This window comes from Sphingomonas hankookensis (assembly GCF_001619955.1).
Taxonomy (GTDB): domain Bacteria; phylum Pseudomonadota; class Alphaproteobacteria; order Sphingomonadales; family Sphingomonadaceae; genus Sphingomonas; species Sphingomonas hankookensis_A.
Genome location: NZ_LQQO01000001.1, coordinates 1 through 20665 on the forward strand (window position 1 = coordinate 1; position 20665 = coordinate 20665).

The window sequence follows — 20665 nt, forward strand, 5'->3', positions numbered from 1 at the left end:
CTACCGGGGTCCCTTTTCCACGCCGATCCACAATGCCGGACGACGAACCGGACACCGAAGATGACCCCGATGCCGGCGAGGATTTCCAGCCAGCCCCAATGCGTCCCGGCACGTTCCTCGTGCCGCTCAGCAGGCTCGGCGAGTGGGAGCACCATCCCCGGCGCGGCTCGCGCTTCTTCGGCAGGCATGAGAAGCCGCTGCTGCTCAGCGCCGCCGATCCCGCGTCGATGGCCGAGATCGTCGTGCTGCCCGCGGTCGACGGCATCCACCCGATCGTCGATGGTCGCTTCCGCTGGGCCGCGATCCGCGAGGTGAACAGCGGCAACGAGGACGTCCCGGTCCGCTGCATCCTGTTCGACGGCGACGAGAAGGCGGCGGTCGTGGCCATGTGCGACACCGCGCTCGGGACGATCGGCGTCAGCGCGATCGAGCAGGCGCAGGCGCTGCTCAGCCTGACCCGGACCAACGGTGTCGGCCGCACCGCGATCGCCAACCACTATCCCGGACTGACCGTGTCGAAGGTCAGCAACATGCTGATCGCTGCGGAGATCAGGGCAGCCTTTCCGGCGCTGTTCGACATCCTCCACGAGCCTGACCGCGCGCCGATCTCCTACGGGGTCGAGCTCAACAAGGTCCGCAAGGCGATGGGCAATGCGTTCCAGGCGGTGCTGGATCGCGCTGCCGATCTCGCCGCCAATGGCGAGCGGTGCCGGCCCGCCGAAGCGTTCGACTTCCTGCAGATCGACCGCGTCGTGGATCCCGACGCGCCCGAGCCGACCGCGGCCAGGCCGAAGCCGATCGTGCCGATCGAGAGCGAACCCATCCTTGGCCACGACGACCAGCCGGTCGGTGCCTACGAGCGGCTGGCCGACAACGTCGATCGCATCCGCCTGCCCGACGTGTCCGGGATGTCGCTCGCGGAGCGCGAGATCGCCGCCGATGCCTGCATCGGTCAGGTCCTCCGCCACTTCGGCCTGGCCGAACGCGACTGAGAGGAGGCGCAGGCGGAGGCATAGCGCTTGGGTGCGTCCACCTCTGGCGGTCGGAACGGCGTGCCCGGCGTCGGCGATGCTCGCCGGCGCCGCGCCTTTCGTGTCCCCGGCGCTGACGTGCCCCGTTTCGAGGTGGTCGATGCCCTCGCCGGCTCTTTCCCTCTGCTGCCGGGCGAGTCACAATGGCTGATGGCCCTCTTGGCCGACGACCTTGCTAGGATCCTTGCCGATGACTGACCCGACGATGTTGCGCGCCTGCGCCTATGTGCGGGTCAGCACCAAGCGGCAGGCCGAGCACGAGACCTCGCTGAACGAGCAGGAGACGGGCATCGCGCGGGGGGCGGCTGAGCGCGGCTACGAGATCGTCGAGACCTACGTCGAGGCGGGCCGGTCCGGCATGACCGATCGCCGCCCGGCACTGCAGCGGATGATCGCGGACGCCTGCGCGCAGCCGAAGCGATACGACGCCGTGTTCGTCTACAACTTCAGCCGCTTCTTCCGCGACGAGTATGAGTGCGAGGGCTATCGCCGCAAGCTGGAGAAGGCGGGCGTCAAGCTGATCTCGGCGACGCAGGATGTCGGCGAAGGTCCGCATGCGCGCCTGATCCGCAGCATATTCACGTCCCTTGATGCCGCGTCGAGCGAGATCAACGCCGAGCAGGTCAAGGTCGTCATGAGCGCCAATGCCGAGGCCGGCTTCCACAACGGCTCGGCGCCACCGCTCGGCTATCGCACCTATGTCGCCGAGCGCCGCGGCAAGAAGGACAAGAAGAAACTCGAGATCGATCCGGCCGAGCGTCCGCTCGTCGAATTGATCTTTCGCCTGTACATGGAAGGCGACGGCACCGGCGAGCCGCTGGGCATCGGCAGCATCGTCAAGTGGCTGCGCGAGCACGGCTACACCCATCGCAGCCAGCATTTTCACACCGGCCTCATCTACGCGATCCTGACCCGCGAGACCTATGCCGGTCGCCACTATTACGGCTGCCGCAACAGCCGCACCAACGAGGCGCGCCCGCGCGAGGAGTGGATTGAAGTCAAGGTGCCCGCGATCCTCAGTGAGGAACGGTTCCAGGCGGTCCAGCAGCGGCTCAAGGCGCGCAACCCGCACATTGCCGCGCCGCGATCCCACACGTCGCCCGTGCTGCTGTCCGGCATCGGCCGCTGCGGCTGCAACGGCTGCATTTCGACGATGATGCTGATGACCGGCAAGGGCGGGAAGTATCGCTATTACGCCTGCTCCAACCGCCGGAAGAAGGGTGACCTGTCCTGCGGCGGCAACAACGTGCCGATGGACAAGGTTGACGATGCCGTGGTGTCGGCGCTCGAGAAGCGGTTGTTCCAGCCCGAACGGCTAAAGGCGCTGCTTGGTGAGATGCTCGACGCATCCGACGCTGCCGATGCCGACCGCCGCAAGCGGCTCGCCGTCCTCCGCACCGAAGAGACCGAGGTCAACCAGTCGATCCGCGCGCTGTTCATGATGGTCGAGAGCGGCGTCACCACCCCCGACGACCCGTTCCTGAAGGAGCGGCTGGCGACGCTCAAGCTGCGGCTTTCGGGGATCGCTGAGGAAGCGGTCAGCCTTGAGCGTCAGATCGGCGCCAAGGGCGGCCGGATCACGCCAGAGAAGGTCGAACGGTTCGCCGAGGCTATACGCGCAAGGCTGCGCGACGCCGACGACTCGCAGGTCCGTCGCCGTTACGTTCGCGCGTTCGTCGGCGAGGTCGTGATGACCCGCGAACGGCTCATCATCCGCGGACCTAACCGTGCGCTCGAACTCGCCGCCGCGGGCGAAATGCCCGCCGACGACAGGGTTCGTACTTTCATGAGTGATTGGCGCACCCGGAGGGATTCGAACCCCCGACCAAGGAGGTAGAAGCTCCTTGCTCTATCCAGCTGAGCTACGGGTGCCCGGCGCTTCGTTAGCGCGCATTGCGGCGAAGCGGAACCGCTATCATAACGCCGTCATGCAAGAAGCTGCCGATCCCGTCCTGCACCGTGTCGAGGCCAGCGCCGTTCCCGAACGCGGGTTTCGGCATTTCGATCTGGTGATGGCGGCGTTCGTCACCATCCTGCTGCTGTCGAACATCATCGGCGCGGGGAAGGTCGCGGCGATCGATATCGCCGGTACGCCGTTCGTGTTCGGCGCAGGTATCCTGTTCTTTCCGGTATCCTATGTCATCGGCGATGTGCTGACCGAGGTCTATGGCTATGCCCATGCGCGACGCTGCATCTGGGTCGGGTTCGCCGCGCTGTTGTTCATGGCGTTCATGTCGTGGGCGGTGGTCGCCATGCCGCCGGCCGCCGACTGGACCGGGCAGGGCGCCTATGAAGCGGTGTTCGGACAGGTGCCGCGCATCGTGTTCGCGTCGATCGCCGCCTTCTGGGCGGGGGAGTTCGTCAACGCCTATGTGCTGGCGCGCATGAAGGTGTGGACCGACGGCAAGGCGCTATGGACCCGCACCATCGGGTCGACGGTGGTGGGACAGGCGGTCGACAGCGCGATCTTCTATCCGCTGGCGTTCCTCTATGTCTGGCCGACGCAGCAGGTGGTGACGGTGATGGTCACCAACTGGGCGATGAAGGTCGCATGGGAAGTGGTGCTGACGCCGCTGACCTACATCGTAGTCGGGTGGCTGAAGCGGCGCGAGGGCGTCGAGATCTTCGACACCGCGACCGACTTCTCGCCGTTTTCGAACAAGGGAGCGTAGCGTGTACGACAAGGCCGGCTTCAACGACTATTTCGCCAACACTGTCGGTGCGTCGAAGAATGCGTGCGACACCTATCGATCTTTTCTGAACAGGATCGACCAGGCTATTGGCGGCTTGGATGAGGCATTGCTGTCGCAGGGACTGGAGGCGGTGGCGCAATGGGCGAAGGACACCGACAAGGAGCCGTTTGCGACCTATCGCTCGCACGCCCGATCGGTCCTCAAACGATACTCGCTCTATCGGCTGGAAAAAGCGTCGGACGGTGTCGAGGACGACATGGCACCACCCGTAACGGACGTCGTTACCGACCTTGCCGATGTGATTGTCGCGGACGCGAATTTCCTGCGCGAGCGCGAGATGCAAACTCAGGTTCGACAGCAACTGTCAGCCTTGGAGGCGGGCCTGATTGCTATCGACAACGGCGTCGAAGTCAGCGTTGCAACGGGCCGTATCGATATATTGGCCCGTGATGCGCATGGACGGACGGTCGTGATCGAGCTGAAGCCCGGCAAATGCCCCGCTGGTGCGCTCGAACAACTTCTCGCCTATGCTTATGACATTGAGCAAGAGCAGGGCCAGCCGGTCCGGGCTATGCTGGTCGCTGGTTCTTTTTCCGATCGTATTCGGGCCGCAACTCGACGGGCCGGTAACGTCGAATTGCGGACCTATGCATATTCCCTGAACTTTGCCGCTATCGGGTAGGGCTTATGCGCCGACCTTGGCCAGCAGCCCTTCGAACAGCGCGCGGCCGTCGCGGCCGCCATGGGCGGCTTCGATGCGGCGTTCGGGGTGCGGCATCATGCCCAGCACGTTGCCGGCGTCGTTGACGAGGCCCGCAATGTCGCGGGCCGATCCGTTGACCGGTTCGGCATAGCGGAACGCGACCTGTCCCTCGCCCTCGATCCGGTCGAGCGTGGCGTCGTCGGCGGTGTAGTTACCGTCATGATGCGCCACGGGCACGCGGATCGTGTCGCCTGCGCGATAGCCGCTGGTGAAGGCCGAGCGGGTGTCGCCGACCGTCAGCGCGACGTCGCGGCACACGAACGACAGCCCGCGATTGCGCATCAGCGCGCCGGGCAGCAGGCCGGCTTCGGTCAGGATCTGGAAACCGTTGCAGATGCCGAGCACGGGCAACCCCTTGCCCGCCGCATCGACGACCGCGCGCATGACCGGTGACCGGGCCGCGATCGCGCCGGAGCGCAGATAGTCGCCATAGGAAAAGCCGCCGGGCACCGCGACCAGACCGATATCACTCGGCAGGTCGGTGTCGCGGTGCCACACCATCGTCGGCGCGGTGCCGGTGACCGATTCCAGCGCGACGGCGATGTCGCGGTCGCAATTCGACCCCGGAAAGACGATGACGGCGGTCTTCATGCCCGTTCGACCCGGTAGTTTTCGATGACCGTGTTGGCCAGCAGCTTGCGGCACATCGCGTCGATCGTCGCGTCGTCGGTGTCGTCCGCGACCTCCAGCTCGATCAGCTTGCCGACACGGGCTTCGCCGACACCCGCAAAGCCGAGCGAGGCCAGCGCGTGTTCGATCGCCTTGCCCTGCGGATCGAGTACGCCGTTCTTGAGCGTCACGACGATGCGGAGTTTCATGGATAGCCCTCGACTGCACAATATTGCCGCGCGCTATGGCCCCGCCGCGCCGCGTGCACAAGAGCATAGGCGGGATTCGCTTGAGCGGGCCGTATTGCGCCCCTATCACACCCGCCATGGATGATACCCCTGTGCTTGGCACCCTCGACCGCCGGTTCCTGAACGTCCTGCGGTGGCGGGGGGCGATCAAGGCGTTGGTCCTGCTAGCGGTCGGCGGGGTCGGCGAGTTGATCCTCGCCGATCAGGGAGTGCAGAACGGCTTGGCCGTCGTCCCCGCGCTCGTGCTGGGCGCGTGGCTGACCTTCGTCGCGCCGGCGCGCAAGTTCGCGCATTGGGGCTTCGCGCTCGACGATCGGGAGCTGCAGGTGGCGCATGGCTGGCTGATGCGGGTGCATACCGTCGTGCCGATCGGGCGGGTGCAGCATATCGACCTGTCGCAGGGGCCGATCGAACGTGCCTGCGGTGTCGCGACGGTGGTGCTGCACACGGCCGGCACCGACAACAGCCGGGTCGCGGTGCCCGGCCTGTCGCGCGCGGCGGCGGAGGGGGTACGCGACCGCATCCGCGCCGCGATCGGCGCATCGCCATGGTGAGCGCGCGCGATGCGGCGCGGCGGCTGCATCCCGGGACCATCGCGCTGCGGATCGTTATCAAGGCGCCGCAGAATATCGCGGGGCTGGTCGCGCTATCGGCAGCGGCGTCGCGCGGCGGGTGGCTGGTGATGGCCGGGGTCGCGGCGCTGGTACTGGTCGGGGCGGGACTGGTCACATGGTTGCGCTGGCGGTCATTCACCTATCGCATTGCGGACGGCGAACTGGTGATCGCCGACGGCATCCTGCACCGCAACCGCCGGTCGATCCCGTTCGGACGCATCCAGGACGTGTCGATCGACCAGAAACTGCTGGCCCGCCTGTTCGGGCTGGCGCGGGTGAGAATCGAAACCGGCGGCGGCGAGGCGGACGAGGCGTCGCTCGACAGCGTGTCGCTGGCCGAAGCCGCGCGGTTGCGAGCGGTGTTGCGCGGGCGGGATGCGCCGGTCGCCGAAGCGGTCGAGCAGGCGCCGGTGCGCGATACGGTGTTCGCGATGGACGGTCGCCGCGTGCTGACCATGGGCCTGTTCGGCTTCTCGCTGGTCTGGGTCGGCGTGCTGTTCGCCGCGATCAACCAGGTCGGCGATCTGATCGGGTTCGACCGGGATATCTGGCGCGACTGGGCGGGGATGGCCCGGCGCGAGGCGATGGCGCTGGCGACGCCGCTGTTCGCGCTGCTCGCCGCCGTCGCCGCGCTGGTCATCGGTGCGATCAGCGGCGTGGCGCGGACCTTCTTCATCGAACATGGCTTTCGACTGGAGCGCGAGGGCGACCGGCTGCGCCGCGTGCGCGGCCTGACCACCCGGACCGAGGTGGTGGTCAGCCTGCGCCGCATCCAGCTGGCGCTGATCGAGCGCGGCATGGTCAGCGGGCGGCTGGGCTGGTCGAGCCTGCGGTTGCAGACGCTGGGCGGCAGCGACGATGCCGGTGGGCGGCAACAGGTCGCGCCGTTCGCGCGCGACGAGGAGGTGACGCGGGTACTGGCGGCAGCAGGCTATCCGCCGTTCGATCCGCTGCCGTTGCGACCGGTCGCCTTCGGCCATGTCGTGCGGGCGGCGTTGCTGCGCGGCGGGGTGCCGCTGGTCGGGGTGGCCATCGCCTGCTGGTTCCTGCCGCTCGCGGGCCTTGCGCTGCCGTTGGTGGCAATCCCGGTGGTCAGCGCGCTGCTGGCGCGGCGGCGGCATCGCTATGCGATCGTCGGCACCACGTTGCAGGTCATGCGCGGCGTGCTGTCCCAGCGGGCATGGATCGTGCCGCTGTCGAACATCCAAAGCGTATCGGTCACCCGCTCGCCGCTGCAACGGCTGCTCGGCATCGCGACGGTGCGGGTCGACACTGCCGGGGCGAAGGGGATCGGGCGGCCGGACATTTCCGATCTGGCGGTCGAGGACGCCTATTCGCTGGCGCGGGCGCTATTGCGGAACGGGTGAAGGAACGGCCGTCGGTTCGGTCCGCCGCCGGACGCCGGCCAGCGGCGCGGGTCCGGCCGGATCGGCTCGCACTGGTGTAGCGGGCGGCGGCGGGGGCGGGGGCGCGACCGCCCGGCGCATGCACTCCGCCGCCGGGCGCGATACCTGCTGGCAATTCCACAGGCGGCGCTCGATCGACTGGGTCCGGTCGCGGAAATAGCCGAACGACATCGCCTCGACCGCTGCGGGTTCGTTGGCGGCGGCGACCTGCGCCGGCACCGCCGCCCGGTCGCGCCAGCCGAGGAACTTGCAGCGCACCCGGTCGCCGCACGCGGCGGCGGCCAGCGCCGGCCAGCCCTCCGGCGATCCGGCGCCGTCAAGCGCGACGAGGAACGTGTCGGGATCGTCGCTGCTGGGGCGTGGCAGCGATCCGCCGGCAAAGCGTGCCGCCAGCAATCCGGCCTCCTGTTCGACCGCCAGCACTTCGGGCAGCTTGTGGACATCCGAATAGGGGGTGAGTTGCCCGATGCGCGGTTCCTCGCCCCGCGCCGCCTGTCGGAACGCGCCGGGGGTGCCCCACCACCCGGCCCAGCGGAAGAACAGATGCGTGTCGACCGCCGCGATCTTCGGCAGGCTCGACTGCCAATAGGGGACGACCCAGTCGGTGTGATAATGGGTGGCATAGCCGACCGGCGCATAGACGCTGCCCGACAGCGCCGCCGCCGCGACCTTGCGCGCGCGTTCCCAGAAAGCTTCGGGGTAGGCGCGGGCGAGCGCGCCGTCGCAGGTGAAGGTGAACTGACACCCGGTACGGCGTTCCGATCCCTGGAAGACGACGCCGCACACGCTCGCCGGAAAGGCGGGGTGGCGGACGCGGTTCAGCACGACCTGCGCGACGGCACGCTGCCCCTTGGTATCGTCGCCCGCTTCGTACAGGACGGCGGCGGCAAGGCAGTCGGTGGCGCGGGCGCGGTTCTCGGCATCGCCGGCGAAGCGGAACGGACGCGCCGCCGGGTTGGGGCCGTCGAAGAACGGCACGGTGGCGTTGAACGCGCGCGCCCCGTCAGGCGGCAGGTTGCGGAACTCGGCCGGTTCGACCGGGGGCGGGGGAATGGCGGGACCTGTGGCAGGGGCGGCAGCGCCACGCTGGCCGGCCGCGATGCGGGGTTCGACGCGGATCGGCGGCACGCGCTCGACGATGACGGCGGGGATCACCGCAGCGGCGAGCGACAGCGCGACGAGCACGCCGTCGAGTGCGGTCGATCCGGTGCGGATGCCGCTTCGGGTCGGCGTTGCGTCGGTTACTGAATGCGCCACAAATTACCCGTTCGGTTCGAGCAGTTTCGAGCCTGTCGAGAAACGTCCGTCGAGAACTTCGCGCCAGCGGCGCCTTCTCGACTGCGGATCTCGACAAGCTCGATCCTCCGCTCGAAGCGAACGGAGTTTGGAAGCGCGCCTAGCCGCTTACTGTTCGGGCAGGAAGTCCGGCACCGACAGATAGCGCTCGCCGGTGTCGTAATTGAAGCCCAGCACGCGCACGCCGTCGGGCAGGTCTGGCAGCTTCTGCAGGATCGCCGCCAGCGTGGCGCCGGACGAGATGCCGACCAGCATCCCTTCCTCGCGCGCCGACCGCCGCGCCATGTCCTTCGCCACGCCTGCATCGACCTTGATGACGCCGTCGATCGCACGGGTGTGGAGGTTGGCCGGCACGAAGCCCGCGCCGATGCCCTGGATCGGGTGCGGCCCCGGCTGCCCGCCCGAAATGACCGGCGAGAGTTCGGGTTCGACCGCGAAGACCTTCAGGTTCGGCCATTTTTCCTTAAGCGTTTCGGCGACGCCGGTGATGTGGCCGCCGGTGCCGACGCCGGTGATGATGACGTCGATCGGCGCATCGGCGAAGTCGTTCAGGATTTCCTGCGCGGTCGTGCGAACATGGACGTCGATGTTCGCCGGATTTTCGAACTGCTGCGGAATCCACGCGTCCTGCGTTTCGGCGGCAAGTTCATGCGCGCGCTCGATCGCGCCCTTCATCCCCTTTTCACGGGGCGTCAGGTCGAAGGTCGCACCATAGGCCAGCATCAGGCGGCGACGCTCGATGCTCATGCTTTCCGGCATGACCAGTATCAGCTTGTATCCCTTGACCGCCGCGACCATCGCCAAGCCGACGCCGGTATTGCCACTGGTCGGTTCGATGATCGTGCCACCGGGCTTCAATTCGCCGGAGGCTTCCGCCGCCTCGATCATGGCCAGCGCGATACGGTCCTTGATCGACCCGCCGGGGTTGGAACGTTCGGACTTGATCCACACCTCGGCATCGCCGAACAGCCGGCGGACGCGGACGTGCGGCGTATTCCCGATGGTTTGCAGGATGGTATCGGCCTTCATGGCTGTGTCTCCTTTGGGATGACTTCCAAATCTTCGGGCGGCGTAAAGCTCCGCGCGGCGCGCAGTTCGGGGAACAGGCGCGACCATAGCATCGTAACGCCGATCGCCAGCACCCCGCCGCCCGCGACCGCGACGACCGGGCCGACCAGTGCGGCAAGAAAGCCGGAGCGCGCCTCGCCCAGCTCGTTCGACCCCGACACGAACAGGGTCGACACCGCGCCGACCCGCCCGCGCATAGCATCGGGCGTGTGTAGCTGGATCAGCGACTGGCGGACATAGACCGATACCATGTCGGTCGCGCCGACGACGAACAGCGATACGAGGGCGAGCAGCGCGGCGGGCGCGAAGTCGCTGCCGATCGCCGCCGGTCCGAACACCGGGATCAGCAACGGCGCGGACAGGCCGAACAGCGCGGTCGCCGCACCGAAGCCCATCACCGACAGCAGCATCTTGGCGCCGACATCCTTCGACAGCGGCTTGACCGCGAACACCGCCGCGACGACCACCGCGCCCAGCGCCGGGGCGGCGCGCAGATGGCCGAGACCGTCCGCACCGATCTGCAGGATGTCGCGGGCATAGATCGGCAGCATCGCCGTCGCCCCGCCCAGCAGCACCGCGAACAGATCGAGCGAGATCGCCCCAAAGACCAGCCGGTTGCGCCGGACATAGGCGAGGCCGTCGAGCATTTGCCGCCACGGGTTCATATTGCCGGTGATCGCCGCACGCGGGATCGGCGGGATCAGGAACAGCATGACCAGCCCGAACAGGAACAGCCCGGCCGACACCGCATAGGGCAGGTAATGGGCGAAGGCGTAGAGATAGCCGCCCATCGCCGGCCCCAGCACCGATCCGCCCTGCCACGCGATCGAACTCATCGCGATGGCGGTCGGCAGTACGGCGGCAGGGACGAGGTTGGGGGCGAGCGCCTGCAACGCCGGCCCGGCAAAGGCACGCGCGACGCCCAGCAGCGCGGCGACGAAGAACAGCCACGGCAGGCTGATCCCGCCGGTATAGGTCAGCCAGGCGAGCAGCAGCGCACAGCCCCCCTCCAGCGCGACCGATCCGCGCGCGATCCAGCGGCGATCGACCCGGTCGGCGACCCAACCGGCGACCAGCGACAGCACCAGCAGCGGCAGGAACTGCGCGACGCCGATGAGGCCCAGCTGAAACGCCGATTCCTTGATCGTCATCGTCTCGCGGGCGATGTCGTACACCTGCCACCCGATGACCACGACCATCGCGATCTGCGCCAACGTATTGGACAGGCGCGCGAGGAAATAGGCGCGGAACGGGCCGATCGATAACGGGTGGGGGGTGGTACGCATGGGGCGGGGTGTAGGTCCGCTGGCGGGGCGGGGCAATGCAGATCGGCTTGGGGGGTGTTGGGTAGTGGCTTCATCCTGGTTCGTCACCCCCGCGAAGGCGGGGGTCCATATGCGCCAACCTTGAGGATCATCATGACCGTCAGCGCTTATGGATTCCCGCCTTCGCGGGAATGACGACGGGCGGGAGGCGGCTTATTTCCCCAGGAAGCTGAGCAGATCTTCGGTCAGCCGGTCGCTTTCGGTGGCGAACAGCCCATGCGGCGCGCCGTCATATTCGATCAGCGTGGCGTTCGGCAGCGCCTTGGCCAACGCGCGGCCTGTCGCGTCGATCGGCACCGTCTGATCCGACGTGCCGTGGATCACCAGCGTGGGCACGGTGATCGAAGGCAGGTCGGGGCGGAAATCGGTCGTCCCGAACGATTCCGCACAGGCTAGAGTCGGCTTGAGGCCCGCCAGCATCGCGGTGTTCCACGACAGGTCGAGCACTTCCTCGCTCACCGGGCTAGTGATGAAGCCGACGCCGTAGAACTGGTCGAAGAAGCTGCGGAAGAATTTCGGGCGATCCGCCTTGATATTGTCGGCGATCTCCTGAAGCTGGTCCTGCGGCACGCCGTCGGGATTGTCGTCGGTCTGGAGCATGTAGGGCACGACCGATCCGATGAAGCCGGCCCGGGTCACGCCCTTGCCGCCATGGCGCGACATATAGCGCGCAACCTCGCCGCCACCCATCGAGAAGCCGATCAGCGCGATGTCGTCGGTGACGCCGGTTTCCTTCAGCACATCGGCCAGATCGTCCGACAGCGTGTCATAGTCATAGCCCGACCAGGGCTGGTCCGACCGGCCGAAGCCGCGCCGGTCATAGGCGATCACGCGGTATCCGGCATCGGCCAGCGCCATCGCCTGCGGGTCCCAGCTGTCGGCGCTCAGCGGCCAGCCATGGATCAGCACGACCGGGCGGCCCTGTCCCCAGTCCTTCACGAACAGGCTGGTGCCGTCACGGGTCTTTACATAGGGCATGGCGCGGTCCTCGTTGCGAATTGCTCGTCGGTGAACGAGCGAGCCGCGACGCGGTTGCCTCCGAACGACAACCGTACGGTCAGCGCGGAACGATGCCCAGCACCGGGCGGACGATGCCCCGTTCGGCATCGCGCAGAATCGCCGAGTAGCGTTCCGCCATCTCCGCATGGACCCGCCGCACTTCCGGCAGGCTCGCCTCGCTGGCGCGGTGCCGTGCCTCGTCCAGCCGGCGGCGATAATAGGTAATATTGTCGGTGGGCATCATGGCCTCCTGTACAGTGTACCTGGCGGACCATAGTCTACGCTGTTATGCCAAAGGCGTCGCTGATCCAGATTAAGCATCTGTTCAGTAACGATAATCCTCAGCCCGGTGTCACGAAGCTGTCGAGTACGCGCTTCTGTCCCGCCGTCTCGAACAACACTTCCAGCTTGTTCCCTTCGATCGTTTCGATCGTGCCATAGCCGAATTTCTGATGGAACACGCGTTGCCCGGTCGACAGGTCGCTGCGGCCCTTGTTGCCCAGGCTGATCGCACTCGCCCGCGCCTCGACCACCCGCGACGGGGTGGTGGTGAAGGTGGAGCCTTGCGACGCCGCGCGCTGCCACCCCGGCCCCCGCCCGGTCCCACGCGCGACATCGGCGAAGGGGTCGGCGCGCTCGCTCCAATTCGCCCGCCACAGGCTCTCGCCGCCCGACATCGTCGTCTCGGTTTCGATATGCTCGGGAGGCAGTTCGCCGACGAAGCGCGACGGCAGGGACGAATTCCACTGTCCATAGATGCGGCGATTGGCAGCGTGAAAGATCACGGCCAGCCGCCGCGCGCGGGTGATCGCGACATAGGCGAGGCGGCGTTCTTCCTCCAACGACGCGGTGCCGCCCTCGTCGAGCGAGCGTTGCGACGGGAACAACCCTTCTTCCCACCCGACGCAGAACACCGTGTCGAACTCCAGCCCCTTGGCGGCGTGGATCGTCATGATCGTGACCTTCGGCTCCTCCGCCGATGCCTCGTTGTCCATGACCAGCGACACGTGTTCCAAGAACGCGCCGAGCGATTCATATTCCTCCATCGCGCGGACGAGCTCGGTCAGGTTCTCCAGCCGCCCGGCAGCCTCGGCGGTCTTTTCCGCCTGGTACATGGCGGTATAGCCGCTTTCGTCGAGCAACTGCCGCGCCAGTTCGGCATGCGGCAGGCCCTGCGCCATGTCGCGCCAGCGCGCGAAATCGCCGACCAGCCGCCCCAGCGACTTGCGCGCCGCGCCGGTCAGTTCGTCGGTGTCGAGGATGCGCGCGGCGGCGGTCATCAGCGAACTGCCGGTCGCCCGCGCGAAGCGGTGGATGGTCTGCACCGCCTTGTCGCCCAGTCCGCGCTTGGGCACGTTGACGATCCGTTCGAACGCCAAATCGTCCGCCGGCTGGTTGACGACCCGCAGATAGGCCAGCGCATCGCGGATTTCGGCGCGTTCGTAGAAGCGGAAGCCGCCGACGATCCGGTAGGGCATGCCGATGCCGATAAAGCGTTCTTCGAACTCGCGCGTCTGGTGCTGCGCGCGGACGAGGATCGCGAACTGGTCGAGATTCCTGCCATCACGCTGGCCGCGCTCGATCATCTCGCCGACGCGGCGCGCTTCTTCCGGCCCGTCCCATACACCGATGACGCGGACCTTTTCGCCAACATCGGTCTCGGTCCACAGCGTCTTGCCCAGCCGCCCGCCATTATGCGCGATCACGCCCGATGCCGCGCCCAGGATATGCGGGGTCGATCGGTAATTCTGTTCCAGCCGGACGATCTTGGCACCGGGAAAGTCGCGTTCGAACCGAAGGATATTCTCGACCTGCGCGCCGCGCCACGAATAGATCGACTGGTCGTCGTCGCCGACGCAGCACAAATTGCGCCGCTCCTGCGCCAGCAATCGCAGCCAGAGATACTGGACGCTGTTGGTGTCCTGATATTCGTCGACCATGATGTAGCGAAAGCGCTGCTGATATTGCTGCAACACCTCGCGGTTGGTGCGCAGGATCGTCAGCACGTGCAGCAGCAGATCGCCGAAGTCGCAGGCGTTCACCGCCTTCAACCGGTCCTGATATTCCTGGTACAGCTCGCCACCGCGGCCATTGGCGAAGCGTTCACTCTCCCCGGCATCGACATCGGCGGGGGTCATCCCCTTGTTCTTCCAACCGTCGATCAGGCCGGCGAGGCTGCGCGCCGGCCAGCGCTTCTCGTCGAGATTGGCGGCGACGATCAACTGTTTCAGCAGCCGCAACTGGTCGTCGGTGTCGAGGATGGTGAAGTTCGACTGCAACCCGACCAGTTCGGCATGGCGCCGGAGCATCTTCGCGCCGATCGCGTGGAAGGTGCCGAGCCACGGCATCCCCTCCACCATGTCGCCGACCAGCCGGGCGACGCGCTCACGCATTTCGCGCGCGGCCTTGTTGGTGAAGGTCACCGACAGGATTTCGGACGGATAGGCCTTCCGGGTGTAGAGCAGATGCGCCAGCCGGGCGGTCAGCGCCGCGGTCTTGCCCGTGCCCGCGCCGGCCAGCACCAGCACCGGCCCGTCGGTGGTCAGTACCGCATCGCGCTGCGGTTCGTTCAGGCCGCGCAGATAGGGGGCGTCGGCCGGGGTCGGGGCGGGGGGAGCAAGCGAGGACATCGTCGAACAGGTAGGGAACGAACCGTAAAGCGACAAGCAAGGAAATCGTTTCAGAACCGTCATCAACCTGCCATCATCGCTTCGCTGCGTTGCAACATTGGGTGACTATCGCGCGGCTGCCGGTGGACGGCGGCGTCATCCCGGACGACCGCTGCCGCGACGGGCACCGCATTCGCAGGAGCTATCATGACCAACCGTCTCATCGTCCTCGCGGCGGCCGTTGCCGCCTGCCTGTCGTCCGCCGCCCATGCCGAACAGCGCGAGCCGGTCACCGCCCGTGTGTCGATCGCCGGCCTCGACCTCGGCACCGCCGAAGGCCGCCGCATCCTCGACGCGCGTATCGATCGTGCCGCGATCGGGGCGTGCCGGTCGCGCGCCTTCGGCCTGCGCGGTGTCGCCGATGAAGGCCGTTGCCGCCGCGAAATGCACCGCGACGCGCAGGTCCGGGTCGCGCAGCTGACGCCGGTGAAGCTCGCCAGCGCGAAGTAACACCGTCGTCACCCCGGGCTTGACCCGGGGTCCCGCTTCTTTGGCAACCGGAGTGAGAAGCGGGACCCCGGATCAAGTCCGGGGTCACGAGCTGCATGGGACAGGGTCCTATAATTACGTGACAACGCGCCTGTGTGAACGCTTCTTGCCTTGGAGCGTCAAATTGCTAGGCGGGCGCATGACCCAACCGCACCCCATGCGCGTCGATCGTCGCATCCTGATCGCCAGCCTGATCGGCACCTCGGTCGAATTCTACGACTTCTATATCTACGCGACCGCCGCGACGCTGGTCTTCGGACCGCTGTTCTTTCCGTCGGAAAGCGCGTCGGCGCAGCTGATGGCGAGCTACCTGTCGATCGGCCTCGCCTTCATCGCACGACCGCTCGGCGCGGTGGTGTTCGGCCATTTCGGCGACCGGCTGGGGCGCAAGTCGACCCTCGTCGCATCGCTGATGCTGATGGGCGGGTCGACGCTGCTGATCGCGTTCCTGCCGACCTATGCCATGGTCGGCTGGATCGCGCCGCTGCTGCTGTGCACGTTGCGGTTTGCGCAGGGGCTGGGGCTGGGCGGCGAATGGGGCGGGGCGGCATTGCTCGCGGTCGAGAACGCCCCGCCGGGCTGGCGCGGACGGTTCGGCATGGTGCCGCAGCTGGGCGCGCCGGTCGGGTTCATAGCCGCCAACGGGCTGTTCCTGCTGCTCGGCCTTGCACTGTCCGACGCCGACTTCGCCGCCTGGGGCTGGCGCCTGCCGTTCCTGTTCAGCGCGGCGCTGGTCGGCCTCGGCCTGTGGGTGCGGGTGAAGCTCCACGAAACGCCGGCCTTCGCGAAGGCGCTGGAGCGGGAGGCGCCCGCCGCGGTGCCGATCGCCGAACTGGCCGGCGCGCATCTGCGCGCGACGCTGGCCGGGACGTTCGGGGTCGTCGCCTGTTTCGCGCTCTATTATATCGCGACGACCTTCGTGCTCGGCTACGGCACGACCGCCTTGGGCTACAGCCGCAGCGCGTTCCTCCAGACCCAGCTGATCGCGATCCTGTTCATGGCCATCGGCATCGCGCTTGCCGGATGGCTGTCGGATCGCTCGACCCCGGCCAGGGTCCTTGCCGGCGGCTGTGTCGGCGTGGTGCTGGCTGGCGTGCTGCTGGCGCCGATGGTCGGCGGCGGATCGCTGTTCGTGATCGGCGCGTGGCTGTCGTTCGCGCTGCTGATGATGGGCTTCGTCTACGGACCGCTCGGCGCATGGTTGCCCGCGCTGTTCCCGGCGCGGGTGCGCTATACCGGCGCATCGATGGGGTTCAATGTCGGCGGGGTGATCGGCGGCGGACTGACCCCCAGCATCGCCCAGGCACTGTCGGTGTCGCACGGCTTGTCCGCGGTCGGCGCGGTGCTGGGCGCGGCGGGGATCGCCAGCATCGTCGGCCTGCTGCTGGTCCCCCGCGAGCGATAACCTTTACCCAGTCCGCAGGCTCTGCGCGTCGACCACCGGGTCGGGCACCGGGCAGATCCGGTTGCGCCCGGCGCGCTTGGCTTCATAGGATCGCCGATCCGCCCGGTCGATCAGGCTGTCGAGCGTATCGCCCGGTTCCAGCACCGCCAGCCCGGCGCTGACCGTGATCGGCGGCAGATGCGTGGCGATGGCGGGCAGCGACGCGCGGACCGACTGCGCCGCCAGCCACGCTCCGCGCAGCGTCGTGCGGTCGAGCACGGCGACGAATTCCTCCCCGCCCAGCCGCGCGATCACCGCCGATGCCGGCAACCGTTCGGTCAGCATCGTGGCGAACGCGCGCAGCACGAGGTCGCCGGTGGCATGGCCATAGCCATCATTGACTCGCTTGAAATGGTCGAGGTCGAACAGGATCGCTGCCAGCGGCTCGTCCTGCTGCCAGGACCGGGCCAGCAGCCGCGTCGCGCGCCGTTCGAACCCCCGTCGGTTGGCGATGCCGGTCAGCGGATCGGTTTCCGACGCGGCCACCGACAATCCCATCGCTGCCTTCACCACCAGCAACAGCGTCAACAGTCCCGCTGTGACGATCAGCACGCCGCCGGTCGCCTGAGAGAACAACGCATAGCTGCTGCTCGCATAAGCCTTTGCCGTCGTTCCCGATCCGAACGTCGCCGCGAAAAAGGGTTTGACGACGAAATGCGCGGTCGTCAGCGCGGATGCGATCGCCAGCGCCAGCCACAGCGCGCCGCGCCTGCGCCGCACCGCATCGACCGCAATGACCGTCGATAGCGACGCGCCCAGCGCGAACGGCGCCTGATAGGCGATTTCATACCACAATTCGTTGCGCGGTCCGTTCCAGATCAGCGCCCGGACGACCACGCCGAAGACCAGCAGCGCGATCAGCGGCCCGCGCGGGACCGCGCGTCCCGCCAGCGCGGCCAGTCCGCCCTGCAACAGCACAATGCTGACCAGAAACGACCCATAGCTGCCGATCATGAACAGCGTGGTCGAATCGGTCAGCCGCACGCCCAGTTCGCTCAGCGGCGTCAGCCCGCCGATCAGATAGGCCAGCACGAACCAGGTGACGTAACGCTGTTCGGGATAGGATATCCGGACGATCGCGAACGCGGTCGCGAACAGCCCGGCGATGCAGGCGTTGACGATCAGGGCATATACCGCGCTGTCCATTCCCCATCCCGCCGCTGCAACGATCCGAAAGCCCTATCAGCATTTTTCGGTCGAAATGTTAACGGCGGGAATATTTCGGGATCAAATCAGTCGCAAGAGCGTTATGCGCGCCTTCCCATAGGTGCGTTCCGCATCGACGGTGAATTGGGGCAGGTCCAGCGCCTCGCTCTTGGCGGTTTCGATGCTGACCCACGTCGCCGGACCGATCCAGCCCAGCCGCGCCAGCTTGTCCGCCGCCACGGCGCCGGCGCCGCTGCCATAGGGCGGGTCCATCATCACGATGTCGAGCGGGCGCGGCGCCGGACCGAGCGCCAGCACCGACGTTGCCCGCACGTCTGCACCCGCCACGTCCAGCTTCGCCAGATTGGCGCGCAGCGCGTCCAGCGCGGCCTTGTCCTGTTCGACGAACAGGCAGGTCGCGGCACCGCGCGACAGCGCCTCGATCCCCAGCGCGCCCGATCCGGCGAACAGGTCCGCCACCGCCAGCTCGTCGAAGCTGCCGACCCGGCTGGCCAGCATCGAAAACAATGCCTCGCGGGTACGGTCGGCGGTCGGGCGGGTTGCATCGCCCTTGGGAGCGACGACCGGGCGACCGCGCCATTGTCCTGAAATCACCCGCATCAGCGCTTTCCTCCACCGGGCTTGCCGCCGCCGGGGCGACCGCCCTTGGGCTTGCCCTTGGCGATGCGGGGGGAGGGGCCGGCCTTGGCCCAGCCGCTGGGCTTGCGCTTGGGCCGGTCGACGAAGCTCGCCCGGTCGGCTTCCGCCGCTTCCGCCTGCGTCATCCGCTTGTCGACCGGGCCACGCGCCGTCCGCGCCTCGTCGGTGTGCGCCTGCTCGCGCGGCTTGCGCGGCACGCGGGCCACGCCGTCATAGCCGGGCCGTTCGGCATGCGCCGCCGCCCGCCGTGCCCGCGCATTCTCGGTCGGCCGGTCGCCATAGGCGCGCCGGTCGCCAAGCCCCGGCTGCCGCCGCTCGGCCGGCGTCTGTCCGGCCTGGGTGAGGGGATCGAAGCCCTCGCGTCGCTCGACCGGCCGTTCGGTCACATGGGTGCGCGGGCCGCTCCGCCGGGCATCGCCCTGCAGCCGCGTGCCGAAGCGGGGGCGCTCGCCGCCCGCCTGCGCGCCATCGCCGAAGATGCGCCGTTCGCCGCCGTCGCGGTCCGGCCGGCGCCCGCTGAACCCCGAACGCTGCCCGTCGCGCTCCACGCGCGGGCGGCGTTCGTCGAAACGCGGTCGCTCGACCGGTTCGGGACGCGGCAGCGGCGTCGCCCGCTTCCATGCCTTCAGCGCGGCAGGATCGGCACCCTCCGGCGCGGGCTTGCTGGTCGGCTTGTTGGCCAGCGTCTTGCGGAACGCGACCAGCTCGTGCTGGCGGATCTCGTCGACCTCGCCTTCGGGCAGGTCTTCCAGATAGAAGGGGCCATAGCGAGTGCGGATCAGGCGCGAGACCTTCAGCCCCAGATGTTCGAGCACGCGGCGAACCTCGCGGTTCTTGCCTTCGGTCAGCGTCATCTCGATCCAGGTGTTCGTCCCGGTGCGCCGTTCGAGATTGGCGTTGATCGGGCCGTAGCGCACGCCCTCGATCTCGATCCCCATCATCAGCTCTTCGAGCTGCTGCTGGCTGACCTCGCCGTACGCGCGCGCGCGATAGGTCCGCTCGACCCCGGTCGCGGGCAGTTCCAGACGGCGCTTCAATTCACCGTCGGTGGTCATCAGCAACAACCCCTCGGTATTGAGGTCGAGCCGCCCGACCGGGATCAGCCGGGGGAGGCCCGCCGGCAACCGGTCGTAGATCGTCGCGCGACCCGCGCCGTCACGCTCGGCGGTCAGCGTGCCGGCGGGCTTGTGGAAGCGGAACAGCCGCGTCGGTTCGGGCGCGGCGACGGGCGCGCCATCGACGGTCACGCCCTTCAGATTGGGCAGGATGGTGGCGGGCGTGTCGACGACGACGCCGTTCAGCGCCACCCGGCCGGCGGTGATCATGCGCTCGACATCGCGGCGCGACGCGACACCGGCGCGCGCCATCAGCTTGGCGATACGTTGGCCGTCGCGGGGGGATTCGGTCGGGGATTCAGGGGACGTAACGATGATCTGGGTATCCGTTTGCGGCGACGCGACGAAAGTTTCAGCCGAAGCGGTTCCTTCGTCGCCTTCGCGAGTTTGTGGCTTCGTATAAGCTGGTTGCATCCCGGTGGAAAGCGAGAGGGGATATGTTGTTCGGGCGCAAGAAGCGGCACATCAACCGGATCCTGGTCGTCGAGGACGAACCCCTGGTCGCGTTCGACACCGAACATTTCCTGGGGGCGTCGGGCTTCGACATCCGCGCGACCGTCGACACCGTGGCCGGTGCCTGTGCCGCGATCGAGGGGGATGACGGGCTCGACCTCGTGTTGGTCGACATCAACCTGTCGGACGGCAGCGGGCTGGACGTCGCGCGCGTGGCGCATGGACGCGGCGTGCCGGTGCTGCTGGTGACCGGCAGCTGCCCGCAGGGCGCCCAGGATTTCGCGGCGGGCTGTCTCAGCAAGCCCTATCCGCAAAAGGACCTGATCAGCGCAATCGACGCGATCGACGCGGTGGTGGCCGGCGCCAAGCTGCCCAGGCGGTTGCCGAGTGGGTTCAACCTGTTCCAGACGGCAGCATAACCGTATCTAGGATCCGCTTGGTTCGAGCAGCTTCGAGCCTGTCGAGAAGCGTCCGTCGAGAACGCTGCCCGCGGTTTAGGAAGTTCGTTTCACGCGAAGGCGCGGAGACGCGAAGAAGATAGTTTTCGCGCAGAGGCGCAGAGGCGCGGAGATGATGCGCATGCCGCCATGGCGCCCCCCTCTTTCTGCCGATTGGGACGGCTTCGCCGTAAGAACGG

20 protein-coding genes and 1 tRNA gene are annotated in these 20665 nt (G+C 67.6%); 9 read left to right on the forward strand and 12 right to left on the reverse strand.

Features of this window, described 5'->3' with window-relative positions; all coding sequences use genetic code 11:
* The first annotated feature begins 32 nt into the window (after window positions 1-32).
* A complete protein-coding gene (locus AVT10_RS00005; RefSeq protein WP_066686634.1) occupies window positions 33-992 on the forward strand; it encodes a hypothetical protein in 960 nt (319 codons plus the stop codon).
* Window positions 993-1236: 244 nt separating this feature from the next.
* On the forward strand, window positions 1237-2868 hold the full coding sequence (locus AVT10_RS18920) for a recombinase family protein (protein WP_420038488.1): 1632 nt from the start codon (window positions 1237-1239) through the stop codon (window positions 2866-2868).
* On the opposite strand, the gene AVT10_RS00025 is transcribed toward AVT10_RS18920, so the two are convergent.
* Window positions 2827-2903, reverse strand: a tRNA-Arg gene (locus AVT10_RS00025). The genes AVT10_RS18920 and AVT10_RS00025 overlap by 42 nt on opposite strands.
* Before the next feature lie 56 nt (window positions 2904-2959).
* Here AVT10_RS00025 and AVT10_RS00030 point away from each other — a divergent pair.
* Both AVT10_RS00030 and AVT10_RS00035 read left to right on the forward strand, forming a co-directional pair.
* Complete coding sequence (locus AVT10_RS00030) at window positions 2960-3703, forward strand: queuosine precursor transporter (RefSeq protein WP_066686651.1); 744 nt, start codon at window positions 2960-2962, stop codon at window positions 3701-3703.
* A gap of 1 nt (window position 3704) precedes the next feature.
* Window positions 3705-4406: an endonuclease NucS domain-containing protein gene (locus tag AVT10_RS00035; protein ID WP_066686653.1), complete on the forward strand. Its 702-nt coding sequence runs from the start codon at window positions 3705-3707 to the stop codon at window positions 4404-4406.
* Between the two features lie 3 nt (window positions 4407-4409).
* Here the strand turns inward: AVT10_RS00035 and purQ are convergent, their stop codons facing one another.
* Both purQ and purS read right to left on the reverse strand, forming a co-directional pair.
* Window positions 4410-5078, reverse strand: a complete 669-nt coding sequence (gene purQ, locus AVT10_RS00040; RefSeq protein ID WP_066686656.1) for a phosphoribosylformylglycinamidine synthase subunit PurQ — start codon at window positions 5076-5078, stop codon at window positions 4410-4412.
* Complete coding sequence (purS, locus tag AVT10_RS00045) at window positions 5075-5305, reverse strand: phosphoribosylformylglycinamidine synthase subunit PurS (RefSeq protein WP_066686659.1); 231 nt, start codon at window positions 5303-5305, stop codon at window positions 5075-5077. The genes purQ and purS overlap by 4 nt, the downstream gene beginning before the upstream one ends.
* A 116-nt stretch (window positions 5306-5421) precedes the next feature.
* On the opposite strand from purS, the gene AVT10_RS00050 reads away from it, so the two are divergent.
* Window positions 5422-5898, forward strand: coding sequence for a PH domain-containing protein (locus AVT10_RS00050; protein WP_066686662.1), 477 nt, complete (start codon window positions 5422-5424; stop codon window positions 5896-5898).
* A complete protein-coding gene (locus AVT10_RS00055) occupies window positions 5892-7325 on the forward strand; it encodes a PH domain-containing protein (RefSeq protein ID WP_066686664.1) in 1434 nt (477 codons plus the stop codon). The genes AVT10_RS00050 and AVT10_RS00055 overlap by 7 nt, the downstream gene beginning before the upstream one ends.
* Here AVT10_RS00055 and AVT10_RS00060 read toward each other — a convergent pair.
* The 6 genes from AVT10_RS00060 to AVT10_RS00085 form a co-directional block, all read right to left on the reverse strand.
* On the reverse strand, window positions 7308-8621 hold the full coding sequence (locus AVT10_RS00060; RefSeq protein ID WP_232307811.1) for a cell wall hydrolase: 1314 nt from the start codon (window positions 8619-8621) through the stop codon (window positions 7308-7310). The two genes, AVT10_RS00055 and AVT10_RS00060, sit on opposite strands and share 18 nt — an antisense overlap.
* A gap of 147 nt (window positions 8622-8768) precedes the next feature.
* On the reverse strand, window positions 8769-9689 hold the full coding sequence (cysK, locus tag AVT10_RS00065; RefSeq protein ID WP_066686666.1) for a cysteine synthase A: 921 nt from the start codon (window positions 9687-9689) through the stop codon (window positions 8769-8771).
* Window positions 9686-11014, reverse strand: a complete 1329-nt coding sequence (locus AVT10_RS00070) for an MFS transporter (protein ID WP_066686669.1) — start codon at window positions 11012-11014, stop codon at window positions 9686-9688. Before AVT10_RS00070 ends, cysK begins: the two co-directional genes overlap by 4 nt.
* A 192-nt stretch (window positions 11015-11206) precedes the next feature.
* Window positions 11207-12031, reverse strand: coding sequence for an alpha/beta fold hydrolase (locus AVT10_RS00075; protein WP_066686672.1), 825 nt, complete (start codon window positions 12029-12031; stop codon window positions 11207-11209).
* A gap of 79 nt (window positions 12032-12110) precedes the next feature.
* Window positions 12111-12293 (reverse strand): hypothetical protein, encoded by a 183-nt coding sequence (locus AVT10_RS00080; RefSeq protein ID WP_126012629.1) that lies wholly within the window; start codon window positions 12291-12293, stop codon window positions 12111-12113.
* 100 nt (window positions 12294-12393) lie between these two features.
* Window positions 12394-14682 carry an ATP-dependent helicase gene (locus tag AVT10_RS00085; protein WP_066686678.1) on the reverse strand — a complete coding sequence of 763 codons (2289 nt, stop codon included), beginning with the start codon at window positions 14680-14682 and terminating at the stop codon, window positions 12394-12396.
* A 186-nt stretch (window positions 14683-14868) separates the two neighbouring features.
* Here AVT10_RS00085 and AVT10_RS00090 point away from each other — a divergent pair, with 186 nt between their 5' ends.
* Complete coding sequence (locus tag AVT10_RS00090) at window positions 14869-15171, forward strand: UrcA family protein (protein ID WP_066686680.1); 303 nt, start codon at window positions 14869-14871, stop codon at window positions 15169-15171.
* 196 nt (window positions 15172-15367) lie between these two features.
* Window positions 15368-16615 (forward strand): MFS transporter, encoded by a 1248-nt coding sequence (locus AVT10_RS00095; RefSeq protein WP_066686682.1) that lies wholly within the window; start codon window positions 15368-15370, stop codon window positions 16613-16615.
* A gap of 3 nt (window positions 16616-16618) precedes the next feature.
* Here the strand turns inward: AVT10_RS00095 and AVT10_RS00100 are convergent, their stop codons facing one another.
* From AVT10_RS00100 to AVT10_RS00110, 3 genes are all read right to left on the reverse strand, one after another.
* A complete protein-coding gene (locus AVT10_RS00100; protein WP_066686683.1) occupies window positions 16619-17800 on the reverse strand; it encodes a GGDEF domain-containing protein in 1182 nt (393 codons plus the stop codon).
* 81 nt (window positions 17801-17881) lie between these two features.
* On the reverse strand, window positions 17882-18421 hold the full coding sequence (gene rsmD / locus AVT10_RS00105) for a 16S rRNA (guanine(966)-N(2))-methyltransferase RsmD (protein ID WP_066686684.1): 540 nt from the start codon (window positions 18419-18421) through the stop codon (window positions 17882-17884).
* Window positions 18421-19827, reverse strand: coding sequence for a pseudouridine synthase (locus tag AVT10_RS00110; RefSeq protein ID WP_232307812.1), 1407 nt, complete (start codon window positions 19825-19827; stop codon window positions 18421-18423). The genes rsmD and AVT10_RS00110 overlap by 1 nt, the downstream gene beginning before the upstream one ends.
* A gap of 185 nt (window positions 19828-20012) precedes the next feature.
* Between AVT10_RS00110 and AVT10_RS00115 the strand changes: the two genes are divergently transcribed.
* Complete coding sequence (locus AVT10_RS00115; protein ID WP_066686686.1) at window positions 20013-20447, forward strand: response regulator; 435 nt, start codon at window positions 20013-20015, stop codon at window positions 20445-20447.
* Window positions 20448-20665: the final 218 nt, after the last annotated feature.

Coding starts and splice junctions, on each gene's coding strand:
- AVT10_RS00005 (WP_066686634.1), top strand. CDS start 33: ATGCCGGACGACGAACCGGACACCGAAGATGACCCCGATGCCGGCGAG.
- AVT10_RS18920 (WP_420038488.1), top strand. CDS start 1,237: ATGTTGCGCGCCTGCGCCTATGTGCGGGTCAGCACCAAGCGGCAGGCC.
- AVT10_RS00030 (WP_066686651.1), top strand. CDS start 2,960: ATGCAAGAAGCTGCCGATCCCGTCCTGCACCGTGTCGAGGCCAGCGCC.
- purQ (WP_066686656.1), bottom strand. CDS start 5,078: ATGAAGACCGCCGTCATCGTCTTTCCGGGGTCGAATTGCGACCGCGAC.
- purS (WP_066686659.1), bottom strand. CDS start 5,305: ATGAAACTCCGCATCGTCGTGACGCTCAAGAACGGCGTACTCGATCCG.
- AVT10_RS00050 (WP_066686662.1), top strand. CDS start 5,422: ATGGATGATACCCCTGTGCTTGGCACCCTCGACCGCCGGTTCCTGAAC.
- AVT10_RS00055 (WP_066686664.1), top strand. CDS start 5,892: ATGGTGAGCGCGCGCGATGCGGCGCGGCGGCTGCATCCCGGGACCATC.
- cysK (WP_066686666.1), bottom strand. CDS start 9,689: ATGAAGGCCGATACCATCCTGCAAACCATCGGGAATACGCCGCACGTC.
- AVT10_RS00070 (WP_066686669.1), bottom strand. CDS start 11,014: ATGCGTACCACCCCCCACCCGTTATCGATCGGCCCGTTCCGCGCCTAT.
- AVT10_RS00075 (WP_066686672.1), bottom strand. CDS start 12,031: ATGCCCTATGTAAAGACCCGTGACGGCACCAGCCTGTTCGTGAAGGAC.
- AVT10_RS00080 (WP_126012629.1), bottom strand. CDS start 12,293: ATGCCCACCGACAATATTACCTATTATCGCCGCCGGCTGGACGAGGCA.
- AVT10_RS00085 (WP_066686678.1), bottom strand. CDS start 14,682: ATGTCCTCGCTTGCTCCCCCCGCCCCGACCCCGGCCGACGCCCCCTAT.
- AVT10_RS00090 (WP_066686680.1), top strand. CDS start 14,869: ATGACCAACCGTCTCATCGTCCTCGCGGCGGCCGTTGCCGCCTGCCTG.
- AVT10_RS00095 (WP_066686682.1), top strand. CDS start 15,368: ATGCGCGTCGATCGTCGCATCCTGATCGCCAGCCTGATCGGCACCTCG.
- AVT10_RS00100 (WP_066686683.1), bottom strand. CDS start 17,800: ATGGACAGCGCGGTATATGCCCTGATCGTCAACGCCTGCATCGCCGGG.
- rsmD (WP_066686684.1), bottom strand. CDS start 18,421: ATGCGGGTGATTTCAGGACAATGGCGCGGTCGCCCGGTCGTCGCTCCC.
- AVT10_RS00110 (WP_232307812.1), bottom strand. CDS start 19,827: ATGGCGCGCGCCGGTGTCGCGTCGCGCCGCGATGTCGAGCGCATGATC.
- AVT10_RS00115 (WP_066686686.1), top strand. CDS start 20,013: ATGTTGTTCGGGCGCAAGAAGCGGCACATCAACCGGATCCTGGTCGTC.